The sequence below is a fragment of the Alteromonas sp. 5E99-2 genome, assembly GCF_017368475.1.
Classification (GTDB): domain Bacteria; phylum Pseudomonadota; class Gammaproteobacteria; order Enterobacterales; family Alteromonadaceae; genus Alteromonas_F.
In genome coordinates, this window is sequence record NZ_JAFNJE010000001.1 from 299,983 (window position 1) to 313,361 (window position 13,379).

Here is a 13,379-nt window from a genome sequence, read left to right on the forward strand (position 1 = left end):
GCCAACTAAGTTCTTTAACTTGACTCAACACATTGTTTAAACTGATTCAAATATTCTGGAAAACAGCAAAAAGATAAAAATAGCTAGTTGCCATTAATTAAATTATGAATACGGGCTTTTTTTGTATAGTATTTATTCATTGTGTTAGATAGTTCTATTTGTAGATATGGATGTACTTTGAATATTACTCTCGTTGTTGTTTTGTTATTGATACTTGCTGGCTTCTTTCTATTTAAGGTGAAAAGGCCCGCATTCGATGCGCAAAGCTTAAGGAATTCTTTACTTAAACACAGGGAACGACGGAAAAGCAGTGGTAGCCCTGCTACGCATGAGCCTTTATTAAAAAATGACGAATGTCCAATTCCTCTTCCAAATAAAGAAACTCAACTTCCGAAACCCAAAGCTCTGGAGCAGTTTTTTTTAGTTTCACCAGACAACGAACTCGAGTCAGAATTACAAAGGAATATAGTTGAAAAGCTAAATAAACCGCACCCTGTTTTGGCTGAACTTAGCACTCAAATTACATCTTCTAAACAACTTAATAAGAGTATAAAAAAAGACCCTGAATTAGTGGCAAAAGTCATAAAATCGGCAAACTCCCCTGCCTTTGGCTTAAAAAAACCCATAACTAACATCAATCACGCAATAAATTATTTAGGATTGAATCAAGTTCATGCAATCGCGATGCAATTTGCTTTAAAAACAACTGTTAGCTTTAACACAAAAGAACAAAACCAAGCATATCAAAAAGTTTGGACTGCAGGTTTTATTGCAAGCACGATAGCCCTAGAGCTATCACAAAGTTTGTCTTTGGAATCCGCAGGGGAACTCGCGACTATTTGCCAATTAAATTATTTAGGCGACTTAGCCGTCATTCAGCAAGACTCCGCTACTTCGGAGCTTTTCATATCACCCTCCAATTGCTTGAAACGCACCCATTATATCCAAAGCAAATTTAACATTAATCAAGCAGCGCTGGCCTCACTTGTTGCAAAGAACTGGGGCTTGCCCAAAAAACTGCAAGACTCACTAAAAATCAACTTACTCCCGCTTGTAGGTACTAGCGTTGAAAATGTAAACCAGAGCCCAATTACAGACGCAGAGTTAATGGTGTGCTATATAAGTTGCCGAATAGCTGAACTGCTAGCATTTAATGGCAAAGCAGATGTTATCGAGTACAACTATTTAGACTGGCCCAATACCGAAGAAGTTGAGTTCTATTACACAGGCGAGCAGCTCGAAAAAGCAAACTTAGAAAAGTTAAACAACGCTTATTCGAGCCCAGAGTTTAAACGTAAACTACGTGCTATTTACACTGATATGAAACTCTAACAACTAAACTATTTTTTTTGCAGTCTATACAATGCTTCTTTGAGCATATCTTGGCTGCAACCAAAATTAATCCTAAAGAAATCTTTACTGCCAAAATCGCTACCCGGTGAAGGCCCAACCCCTCGTTGTTCACACCATGCTTGAGGACTAGGTGCATCTAATTTGGAAGCATCTACCCAAGCTAAAAACGTGGCTTCAGGAGACAACACAGATAAACCAGGAATATCGTTAATACCATCAACAATGAATTTACGGTTACTGCGCAAATAATTAAGCTGCTGCTCTCTCCACTCATCGCACTGTGTAAACGCGATTTCAGTGGCAACCAAACCCAATATATTGACCCAAGGCACAATCCCCATTGCCGCTTTGTTAAATTTACGGCGTATCTCTTCATTGGGAATAATAGCAAACGAAGCACCAAGGCCCGCTACGTTAAAGGTTTTACTTGCAGCCATTAAGGTAATGCTATTGTCTTTCAACTCCCGATGCGAAGATGCGGGAATATGTGATACGCCCTCTTCTAAAATCAAATCACAATGAATTTCGTCGCTGCACAATAATACGCCATTTTGATTGCAGATTTGAGCAATTTTATCTAACTCACCCTGCGTCATTACGCTACCCACTGGATTCATAGGATTACATAAAATCATTAAATGGCAGTCGGGGTGTGATGCTTCTTTTTCTAATTGCTCAAAATCCAATGTCCAACGACCGTTTTCAATTACGGTTTGAATGGCAATTCTCTGACTATCATTAATCCCAGGCGCGGCTCTTAGCGGTGGATAGTTGGGCTCTTGGACCAAAATGCGACCCGCGCCAAACGCTTTACTAGCTACATTAAACGCAGGCACAACCCCTGGCGTCCAAACAATCCAATCGGCATCAATAGACCAACCATATTGACGCTCACACCAAGATACAATGGCCTCGTTTGCAGGTGTATATTGAGAAGGTAAAGTATAGCCCAAAATACCGTGATCAACGCGAGACTTAAGGCCATCCAAAATAGGTTGAGCACAACCGAATTCAGTATCAGCAACCCATAAAGGTAAAATATCTTGCCCTTTATACTTTTCCCACTTATATGAATACGTTGGTTTACGATCAGGTAAATTTGGAAACATTCTCTTTACACCCTTAATTGAATATACAACAAGAATAACAAACAGCCGTCTAGATGGCTATTTAATATTTGCATTTAGAAATGCCGTAATACAAACAAAAAAGCCAGCTGCAAAACAACTGGCTTTTCATTTTACAAGTCGCTAGTTACTTTGAGCGACCTGCACGTTTTCTTTCATTTTCAGTAAGTAGCTTCTTCCTGATACGAATGCTCTCAGGTGTTACTTCTACTAATTCGTCATCATCGATAAACTCTAGTGCTTGTTCTAGTGTCATTACAACAGGAGGAACCAAGCTCTGAGCTTCATCAGTACCAGATGCACGAACGTTAGTTAACTGCTTACCTTTAAGCGCGTTAACGGTTAGGTCGTTGTCTCTGCTGTGAATACCGATAACCATACCTTCATATACTTCAACACCATGACCAATAAATAAACGGCCACGCTCTTGAAGGTTAAACAAGGCATTGGTTAAGGCTTTACCGGCTGCGTTCGCAATCAATACACCATTTTTTCTTTGACCAATTTTACCGCCTTTATGAGGGCCGTAATGATCAAATGTATGGTAAAGCAAACCTGATCCTGATGTCATTGTCATGAAATCAGTTTGGAAACCAATTAAACCACGGCTAGGTACCATAAAGTCTAATCTTACACGGCCTTTACCATCTGGAGACATATTAGTTAGTTCAGCTTTACGCACACCTAACTGCTCCATAATTGAACCTTGGTGCTCTTCTTCACAGTCAACAGTCAAAGTTTCGAAAGGTTCTTGTAGTTCACCATCAATTTCTTTAATGATAACTTCTGGACGAGATACAGCTAACTCGTAACCTTCACGACGCATGTTTTCAATCAAAATACCCAAGTGCAATTCACCGCGACCGGATACGCGGAACTTATCAGGATCTTCAGTTTCTTCTACACGTAACGCTACGTTGTGAACTAATTCAGCATGCAAGCGTTCTAGGATATTTCTAGACGTTACGTACTTACCTTCTTTTCCTGAGAAAGGAGAGGTATTTACTTGGAACGTCATAGTTACGGTCGGTTCATCAACTGATAATGCAGGCAATGCTTCTACATTGTTCACATCACAGATAGTGTCTGAAATTTTCAGCTCACCTAAACCTGTAATCGCAATGATGTCACCGGCATTTGCACCATCAGCTTCATAACGATCAAGTCCAAGGTAACCTAGTACTTTACCTACTTTACCGTTACGAGTTTTGCCTTCTTTATCAATAACAGTTACCGCTTGATTAAGCTTCACACTACCGCGAGTAATTCGACCAACACCAATAACACCTACATATGAGTTGTAATCAAGCTGAGAGATTTGCATTTGGAATGCGCCCTCAGGGTCGGCAGCAGGAGGAGCAACTTGTTCAACAATGGTTTCGAACAACGGCGTCATATCCGTGCCTGGCTCATCAGAGTCGTTTGACGCCCAACCGTTCAATGCAGACGCATAAACAACTTGGAAATCTAGTTGCTCGTCAGTTGCACCTAAGTTATCGAACAAATCGAAAACTTGATCCATAACCCAATCAGGACGTGCCCCTGGCTTATCAATCTTGTTGATAACAACAATTGGCTTCAAACCTTGAGCAAAGGCTTTTTGAGTAACAAAACGGGTTTGCGGCATTGGACCTTCTTGAGCATCCACAAGAAGACAAACTGAATCAGCCATTGACATTACACGCTCTACTTCGCCACCGAAATCGGCGTGTCCCGGAGTGTCTACGATATTAATACGGTAGTCATTCCAGTTGATCGCAGTATTTTTTGCCAAAATTGTGATGCCACGCTCTTTTTCGATATCGTTAGAGTCCATCACCCGCTCTTGGGTTTCACCACGACTCTCTAAAGTGCCTGACTGTTGTAATAACTTATCTACCAAGGTTGTTTTACCGTGGTCAACGTGCGCAATAATCGCAATGTTTCTTAATTTACTTATATCTTGAGACAAAATTTAGGCCTTTACAAAAATACTATCTAGGAACATGACTATCTAAAATGGTCGCGTATTGTACACGTTCTTTCATTACAATTTGACTAATTTTATGCATATAAGAGAAAAAACTTTAGAATCCTTGAAATTAAGGTCAAGCTCACTTAACGTGCATTAGCTCATTTGGATAGTTAAAATTCGTATCCAACATTTGATTTGCACTAAAATAATCGCATCCGTTCTATTTTGGTGCACATCTATTGAGCAACGTTAATTTACATTTGTACTATTCGTTGCTAAAACAGCGATTCACGTTATGGCTTGAATATTGCTTTTACGTATTAACTAAAGCACAAGATTAAGTATTACTCAGTAATTTAATCTGGGACGCACATCAATACATTATTGTTGATGAACGCACCAAGGTGCTATATCCGATAGCACTTTGAAAAATCAAAACTAGGAGGACACCATGTCAATCGACAAGGCATTAGAGCTTATCAAAGAAAGCGAAGCTAAATTTGTAGACTTACGCTTCACAGATACCAAAGGTAAAGAACAACACGTTTCAATCCCTGCACACCAAGTGAGCGATGACTTCTTCGAAGAAGGCAAAATGTTTGATGGCTCTTCAATTGCTGGTTGGAAAGGTATTAACGAATCAGACATGATTTTAATGCCAGACCCTGAGACTTGCGTTGTTGATCCATTCGCAGAAGAAACTCAAGTTAATATCCGTTGTGACATTTTAGAACCAACTACTATGCAAGGCTACGAGCGCGATCCTCGCTCTGTCGCTCGCCGCGCTGAAGAATACCTTAAATCTACAGGTATCGGTGACACATGTTTAGTTGGTCCAGAGCCAGAGTTTTTCTTGTTTGACGACGTACGCTTCCATACAGACATGGCTGGTTCTTTCTATAAAATAGATTCAACTGAAGCTAAATGGAATTCTGGTTCAGAGTACGAAGAAGGCAACATGGGACATCGTCCTGGTGTTAAAGGCGGTTACTTCCCAGTACCACCAGTAGATTCAGCTCACGATACTCGCGCAGCAATGTGTATGGTTATGGAAGAAATGGGTTTGACCGTTGAGGCCCATCACCACGAAGTTGCTACTGCTGGCCAAAACGAAATTGCATGTCTTTTCAACTCGCTTGTAAACAAAGCAGATGAAATTCAAATTTATAAGTATGTTGTTCACAACGTTGCACACGCATACGGTCAAACAGCAACCTTTATGCCTAAGCCTCTTGTAGGTGATAACGGTTCTGGTATGCACGTTCACCAATCCATTTCTAAAGATGGTAAAAATATCTTTGCTGGTGACAAATACGCTGGTCTTTCTGAAGATGCGCTTTTCTACATTGGCGGTATCATTAAACATGCTCGTGCAATTAACGCATTTGCAAACGCGTCAACTAACAGCTACAAGCGTCTAGTTCCTGGTTTCGAAGCACCTGTAATGCTTGCATACTCTGCACGTAACCGTTCTGCTTCTATCCGTATTCCATACGTAACTAGTGATAGAGCTCGTCGTATTGAAGTACGTTTCCCTGACCCTACAGCTAACCCATATTTAGCATTTACAGCAATGCTTATGGCTGGCCTTGACGGGATCAAAAACAAAATTCATCCTGGTGAGTCTATGGATAAAGATCTATATGACCTTCCGCCTGAAGAAGCGGCTGAAATCCCAACTGTTGCAAGTTCTTTTGAGCAAGCGCTTGAAGCACTTAACAACGACCGTGACTTCCTTACAGCCGGTGGTGTTATGACCGACGACATGATCGACGCTTATATCGCACTTAAAGAAGAAGAAGTTGAAACGCTTAACATGACAACTCACCCAGTTGAGTTCGACATGTACTATAGCTGCTAAGATTATCTTATGAATTAAAAGCCCGACGTTATGTTGGGCTTTTTTTTACACAGAAGAAAAAAAAGAGTAAAGCTGCTATTGTGTATTTAGTATCAAATTTTAATTCTTAGTTTGTTTAGGAGTGTTAAAAAGTGACACAGATAAGAAGGTCGATAGTTCTAACCACTATGACTTTATGCTTATTAGATTTATCAGCATCGGTAACCGCACAAACTGTTTATAAAATTGTCCAAGATGATGGAACAGTCATTTATTCTGACCAAGCTGGTCCAAATGCAGAAGCTGTCGATCTATCGTCAGTTAAAGGTTCTACTGTACCTAGCTTAGCCACACCCAAAGCAAAAAAAACAAAAACCATTTCTCCTACTGATCAAACAAATTATCAACTAAGAATACTCACTCCTGCTCCAGAGATAACACTCAGGAACAATAATGGGCAAGTTACAATTAGTGCAGAGTTAGAGCCTGCTCTAGATTCAGTTGAATATCACCTGCACTTAGATAACAACAAAGTCATATCCCAACGTCTTAGCACGTTTTTAGTTGATGACATCTATCGTGGCGAACACAGTTTTTTTATTTCAGCATCTGACAATACAGGCAAGACTCTTGCATCGTCACAACCTCAAACATTTTATATGCAAAAGGTGTCGGTGATTACCAACCCGAGCCGTGCGAATTAATTAAATTTGCACGTAATGCTCACCACATCACCTAAGCATTAACTCTAGCGCACCATTTTGGTGCGAAATTTAGGATGAGTATGAGCGAGTCAAATATCGAGGCAAAAAAAATACTCGATAATTTAAACACCGCTATTATTGTTATAGATAAAGCTTTAACCATACAATTTGCAAACGATGCAGGGTTAGCTTTGTTTGAAACCGGATATAAGCAACTCCATGCACAGCCTCTCAATGACTTTCTAACTCAAAATGTTATCGACGCATTACCAATAGAGAGCGCTATTGACGAAGGGGAAGACTTTACCGAAACTGAAGTACGTTTGTCATTTAAAGATAAGCGTCAAGTATTAGTCGACATTACGGTTACCAATATAATATTGAACAAAAAACCACAATTGATGTTTGAAATAAAGGTAATTGAAAAACAGCAGCAAATATCGCGGCAAAACCAACAAAATGCACAACATTTCGCGGCAAGAGAGCTTGTTCGTGGGCTTGCTCACGAAATAAAGAATCCACTAGGGGGAATTCGTGGCGCAGCGCAGTTGCTGGAAAAAGAATTGGACCATGAGCAAAAAGAATATACTCAACTCATCATGGAACAAAGTGATAGGCTCAGGAACTTAGTCGACCGCTTACTTGGTCCCAATTCCCGCCCTATTATCGCAAATTACAACGTTCATCAAGCGATTGAACAAGTGAGAATCCTGACTCGTGCTCAGTTTGGTGAAACCATTAATATAGTAAGAGACTACGACCCGAGTATACCACAGGTCATGGTCGACAAAGACATGCTACAACAGGCCGTGTTAAACATTGTTCGCAACAGCGTACAAGCATTAACCAACGCAAAAACCACCAATCCGCAAATACGTTTAGTCACCCGTGTTGACAGACATGTCATTGTTTATAAGGAGCATCACCCTTTAGTTGCGAAAATAAAAATAATCGACAACGGGCCCGGTATTCCTACAGAAATAAGAGATACGCTTTTTTATCCCATGGTGAGCAGTAAAGACAATGGAACCGGTTTAGGCCTTTCTATTGCACAGACACTCGTTAATCATCACAGAGGAAAAATAGAGGTAGAGAGCCGTCCCGGTCATACCGAGTTTGTTATCTATCTTCCCATCGAAAAACAGGAGTTTATATAATGCATTCATCATCTTGGGAACCCGTGTGGATTGTCGACGATGACAGCTCAATTCGGTGGGTATTACAAAAAGCACTTCAAGCAGCAGACATACCTTGTGTAAGCTTCGAAAATCCTAATGATGTATTGATACAACTGGATTCAGGGCAGTTACCCGAAGTTATTATTTCTGATATCCGTATGCCGCAAAAAGACGGTATGGCATTAATGCGAGATATACACGACCGCTTCCCTGATATCCCAATCATTATTATGACTGCACACTCAGATTTAGACAGTGCAGTTAAAGCCTACCAAAAAGGCGCGTTTGAGTATTTACCCAAACCCTTTGATATCGACGAAGCTGTCACGCTAGCACAACGGGCATTAGCCCATGCAAGAGAGAATAAAGATAGCCCAGAAGTTCAAAATCAAGACTCAGGTACAGAAATTATTGGCGAAGCGCCGGCAATGCAGGAAGTCTTCCGTGCAATTGGTCGCTTGTCCCGATCTTCCATTAGCGTACTGATTAATGGTCAATCTGGTACAGGTAAAGAACTGGTTGCTCAAGCACTGCATCGCCATAGTCCACGTGCAGCAGAGCCTTTTATTGCCTTAAACATGGCTGCTATTCCAGCCGATTTAGTAGAATCTGAGTTGTTTGGCCACGAGAAAGGCGCATTTACTGGCGCACAAACCTCTCGACAAGGACGATTTGAGCAAGCCAATAACGGCACCTTATTTTTAGACGAAATTGGTGATATGCCGTTAGATGTGCAAACTCGATTACTTCGCGTTTTAGCAGACGGGCAGTTCTATCGCGTTGGCGGCCACCAATCCGTGACTGTGAATGTTCGAATAATCGCTGCCACACACCAAAATTTAGAAAAACGTGTTAGCGAAGGTAAATTTCGTGAAGATTTGTTTCATCGACTGAACGTAATAAGAGTACACATTCCCTCGCTGGCCCAGCGTCGTGAAGATATTCCATTACTTGCACGGTATTTCTTACATAAAGCGTCAAAAGAGCTTGAGGTAGAAACGAAAGTGCTTAGTAAAGATACTGAGAAAGTCATGGCGGGCTTGTCTTGGCCTGGAAACGTTAGGCAATTAGAAAACGTATGTCGATGGTTATCGGTAATGGCCAGTGGCGTAGAGATTTTGCCTTCAGACTTGCCACCTGAAATCGAAGAAGATCAAACCTCTACAAGTAATGCCGACGGCAACGACACCTGGCTAAGTTTATTGGCAAAGTGGGCTGATTCAGAGCTCATTAAAGGCAAGAATGATATTCTGAATGACGCCGCAATGTCTTTTGAAAAAGTGTTACTTGAACGAGCATTGCACCATACTCGCGGTCATAAACAAGAAGCAGCTAAGCGTCTAGGTTGGGGAAGAAATACCCTGACTAGAAAGTTGAAAGAACTCGACTTTCCTTCATAAAAAAAAGCAGCGAAACGCTGCTTTTTTTTACATTCTACCGAGCCAATAGCTTAGTCATAGTCACATTAAAATGGCGCATCCACTTAGCGCTATACTTACCTTTTTCACTGCGGTTAAGTTCTATTACCGCTTTCTTTTTAGAAATCGATGAGACATTGTTATAGTCAGAGGATTGCGTCATGGTGTCAAATGCGTCAAGAATGGATAACAATTTAGCACCTTCACACATATCTGCTTCTTGGATACCTAACGGATACCCTGAACCATCTGGGTGTTCATGAACTTGCATTACAATTTTTCGTGCGCCATCCCATTCATTTAAATGCTCTAAAAGCCGTGCGCTTTTATACACATGAGAACGCATTAAATTACGCTCTGCATCAGTATATGCCTCTTTTTTGTGTATCAATGATACTGGCATAAATGCCATTCCAAAATCATTCACATAACACGCAACAGCCAATTGGTCTTCTTCGATTGGCTTTCCTGCGACTTGATTAATCAGCTGAGCTAATTTGGCGATACGATCCCCTCGACCTTTCCAATATTCAGAACGTTTTTCTATGGTCATCATCATATCGCGAAAGAACAGCACGTCCATTTGCTTTTCCGCACTAAGGTCTTTAGGTATACCTGATTTTGAAAGCACAATACCATCATCTTTAGGCTTAACTTCTAGACCTCCAACACCCTCTTCGACCACAAGCGCTGGGTTCAGTATTTTTACCGCAATGATTAATTTAACTTCATGCTCATCATGACAATCAGGTTTAATTTCTTGAATTGCACTTACGAGTTGTTTTTCTAGTTCAGGATCATATTCCGCTTCACCTTTGTGTAAGATGTTTTCAGCAAAGTTCTTAACAATATCCATGGTTAAAAGAACCAAATCACTCAACAAGCTGCTATAAACCATTTGTCCTTTGCGCAAATAATCCAACAAGTCTTCTACGTGTTGAAGCAACGGAAACATCGGCCTAAAACCAACTAATCCCAAGTCACCTTTAATAGTATGAACAGACCGGAACAGAGAGCGTTGGAGCTCGTTATCATCTGGTCGAAGTTCAAGTTCAATTAATGTCTGTTCACTGGATTCGTATAGCTCGTTAATTTCTTCTATTAAATCAGCTAAAATATCGTCTTCTAGATCATCGGGGCGAAATGTTTGCATACAAATAAGTCTCTTTTTTTGCAACTATAGACACGCTGCTGTTATATAAATGGCTAACAAAGTTCTTTTCTATCCTCTAAATATAGCTAAGGAGTGACAGAGTACGTATACTTCGCAAAATTTTTTTTGAGAAAGTACGTGTTAGCCCTTATTCGATGCTTATTAATGCTTCCTACATTTTTGCTGATTAATACCATTGTATTACTTGTTTGTATATTTCGCCCATTTCACAGAGACAATGTCTACTTCACGGGGCAGGCCTACAACAAGATGGCTTGGCTACTTGGTGTTGATGTAAAAATTACTACTGATAGCAGCGTAATCGAAAATACCCCCTATATTTATATTGCCAACCACCAAAATAGTTATGATGTGGTTACTGTGTGTAAGGCGGCAAAAAGAGGGGTTATAACCATTGGTAAAAAAAGCCTGATTTGGATACCTATTTTTGGTCTGATTTACTTTCTATCGGGCAATATCATGATAAATCGAACCCATAGAGGCAGCGCACAAAATTCTTTAGGTAAGGCTGCAAGGCGAATAAAAGACAAAGCCTTGTCTGTTTGGGTCTTCCCAGAAGGAACACGAAGCTACGGCAGAGGTTTACTGCCATTTAAAACCGGCGCATTTCGCCTAGCACTAGAAACAAAGGTTCCTATTGCTATGGTGTGCGTAAGTAATACACACAATAAAATTCGGTTGAACCGTTGGAACAACGGCACAGTCTCAATAAAAATATGTGCTCCTCAGCCTATTGATGACACGAAAACAGCACGAGAATGGGCGAATAGTTTTCATCAAAAGATGAAAGACGAAATATCCCAACTCGATAACGAACACCAGTAAAAACAGTGAGAGAAAAAATGTCACAATTCGACGAAAGAGAAGAATGGTACGAATTTAACGAAGACACCATAGAAGCGTTAATAGAAGACGGAAGCCAAGCTGATGCCACGTATACCCTTGAGCACCACTTAGCCAGTAGCGATTTTGATATTTTAGAAAAAGCCGCGGTAGACGCGTTTAAAGCAGGATTTGAAGTCACTGACGCTGAAGAATTAGTATTAGACGATGGCGGTTTAGTTTTCTGCTTTGACGCTATCGTAGAAAGAAAACTAGACGCTGAACTTTTACGTAAAGACACGGATAACCTGCTAAAAATCGCTGACAAACACCAAGTTCACTACGACGGCTGGGGAACTTATTTTATTCCAACCGAAGGTGAAGAGTAATCGCTAACATTAGACTCAAGCGGCTTATGCCATTGTGTGGCACTAAATTTGCGTTCATTGTCTAAAATAATGATTAAAACGAGATAACACAATGACACCTGAGCAAAAACGTGACCCCAACTTTATGCCACCGCTAACCGTGGCGGTTCCACTTGGTATACAACACGTTTTAGCCATGTTTGTCAGTAATGTTACCCCTGCTATTATTATTGCTGGTGTAGCAGGGTTTGGCTATGGTAGTTCAGACACCAGCCACCTAATTTATATGCTGCAAATGTCTATGTTGTTTGCAGGTATCGCGACTTTATTCCAATGCATTGGCGCAGGCCCTGTTGGCGCCCGTTTGCCCATAGTTCAAGGTACCAGCTTTGCGTTTATCCCCATTATGGTGCCTTTAGTAATAGGCCAAGGCGAAGATGCACTGGCTGCGATCATGACTGGCGGTATTGTAGGCGGTTTATTTCATGCGAGCTTAAGTTTATTCATGGGTAAAATTAAGTTTGCATTTCCTCCGTTAATCACAGGCTTAGTGGTTGCCATGATTGGCCTGTCTTTAATTAAAGTAGGCATTCAATATGCTGCTGGAGGTATTCCCGCTAAAGGGACAGAAGCCTTTGGTGCTCCCATAAGCTGGCTACTGGCTAGTACCGTTATCATAGTGACACTCGCATTTAATTTTTACGCCCGTGGCTGGTTATCAAACGCCGCTATCCTAATTGGGCTTCTTGCTGGCTACGGATTAGCATTCGCTTTAGGTCGAGTTAGTTTTGATCCAATCGAGTCTGCGGGCTGGTTTACCGTACCTGAACCTTTTTATTTTGGCGTGTCCTTTTCAACCGCTGCGATACTTAGTTTTTGTTTAATGAGTATTGTATCTACCATTGAGACCATGGGCGATGTCAGCGCTATTACTCAATCAGGAGCAGGCAGAGAAGCCACTGAAAGAGAAATTTCGGGTTCTATTACCGCCGATGGTTTAGGTACCGCATTGGCTAGCCTTTTTGGCGCACTACCTAATTCGTCGTTCAGTCAGAACGTGGGGCTTATCGCTATGACAGGCATAATGAGTCGCTATATCGTTGCTATTGGTGCGGTTTTTCTTGTGGTTTGTGGGCTCATCCCCAAAATAGGTGCGCTTATTGTCACTATTCCCATAGAAGTTCTGGGCGGCGGTGTCATTATTATGTTTGGTATGGTTGCATCAGCCGCTATGTCTATCTTATCTGAAGTCAACTGGAACCAGCGTAACATGCTTATTTTTGCCCTTTCTTTGTCATTGGGTTTAGGTCTGCAACTAGAACCGGAAGCCCTTCAGCATTTACCTCAAACCTTACAAATCTTCCTTTCATCTGGTTTATTACCCGCGACATTTTTAGCAGTTACGCTAAACCTAATGCTACCGCACACTAAAGAGAATTAG

The 13,379-nt window shown here is 41.0% G+C and carries 11 protein-coding genes; 8 read left to right on the forward strand and 3 right to left on the reverse strand.

What is annotated here, in order from left to right; genetic code table 11:
• Positions 1-177 precede the first annotated feature (177 nt).
• Entirely contained in the window at positions 178-1,332 is a 1,155-nt protein-coding gene (locus J3L16_RS01430) for an HDOD domain-containing protein (protein ID WP_207611081.1), read from the forward strand.
• Positions 1,333-1,340: 8 nt separating this feature from the next.
• Here J3L16_RS01430 and J3L16_RS01435 read toward each other — a convergent pair whose 3' ends face one another.
• Both J3L16_RS01435 and typA read right to left on the reverse strand, forming a co-directional pair.
• Entirely contained in the window at positions 1,341-2,462 is a 1,122-nt protein-coding gene (locus J3L16_RS01435; protein ID WP_207611082.1) for a PatB family C-S lyase, read from the reverse strand.
• Positions 2,463-2,607: 145 nt separating this feature from the next.
• Entirely contained in the window at positions 2,608-4,434 is a 1,827-nt protein-coding gene (gene typA, locus J3L16_RS01440; protein WP_207611224.1) for a translational GTPase TypA, read from the reverse strand.
• Between the two features lie 451 nt (positions 4,435-4,885).
• Here typA and glnA point away from each other — a divergent pair, with 451 nt between their 5' ends.
• The 4 genes from glnA (at position 4,886) to glnG (ending at position 9,556) form a co-directional block, all read left to right on the forward strand.
• Entirely contained in the window at positions 4,886-6,295 is a 1,410-nt protein-coding gene (glnA, locus tag J3L16_RS01445) for a glutamate--ammonia ligase (protein WP_207611083.1), read from the forward strand.
• Between the two features lie 131 nt (positions 6,296-6,426).
• Positions 6,427-6,978, forward strand: a complete 552-nt coding sequence (locus J3L16_RS01450; protein ID WP_207611084.1) for a DUF4124 domain-containing protein — start codon at positions 6,427-6,429, stop codon at positions 6,976-6,978.
• A gap of 80 nt (positions 6,979-7,058) precedes the next feature.
• On the forward strand, positions 7,059-8,135 hold the full coding sequence (gene glnL, locus J3L16_RS01455; RefSeq protein ID WP_207611085.1) for a nitrogen regulation protein NR(II): 1,077 nt from the start codon (positions 7,059-7,061) through the stop codon (positions 8,133-8,135).
• Entirely contained in the window at positions 8,135-9,556 is a 1,422-nt protein-coding gene (glnG, locus tag J3L16_RS01460) for a nitrogen regulation protein NR(I) (RefSeq protein ID WP_207611086.1), read from the forward strand. The genes glnL and glnG overlap by 1 nt, the downstream gene beginning before the upstream one ends.
• A gap of 34 nt (positions 9,557-9,590) precedes the next feature.
• Here glnG and J3L16_RS01465 read toward each other — a convergent pair whose 3' ends face one another.
• Entirely contained in the window at positions 9,591-10,727 is a 1,137-nt protein-coding gene (locus J3L16_RS01465) for an HD domain-containing phosphohydrolase (protein WP_207611087.1), read from the reverse strand.
• 165 nt (positions 10,728-10,892) lie between these two features.
• On the opposite strand from J3L16_RS01465, the gene J3L16_RS01470 reads away from it, so the two are divergent.
• The 3 genes from J3L16_RS01470 (at position 10,893) to J3L16_RS01480 (ending at position 13,379) form a co-directional block, all read left to right on the forward strand.
• Positions 10,893-11,573, forward strand: coding sequence for a 1-acylglycerol-3-phosphate O-acyltransferase (locus tag J3L16_RS01470; protein WP_207611225.1), 681 nt, complete (start codon positions 10,893-10,895; stop codon positions 11,571-11,573).
• Between the two features lie 17 nt (positions 11,574-11,590).
• Positions 11,591-11,959, forward strand: a complete 369-nt coding sequence (rraB, locus tag J3L16_RS01475; protein WP_207611088.1) for a ribonuclease E inhibitor RraB — start codon at positions 11,591-11,593, stop codon at positions 11,957-11,959.
• Between the two features lie 91 nt (positions 11,960-12,050).
• Positions 12,051-13,379, forward strand: a complete 1,329-nt coding sequence (locus J3L16_RS01480; RefSeq protein ID WP_207611089.1) for a nucleobase:cation symporter-2 family protein — start codon at positions 12,051-12,053, stop codon at positions 13,377-13,379.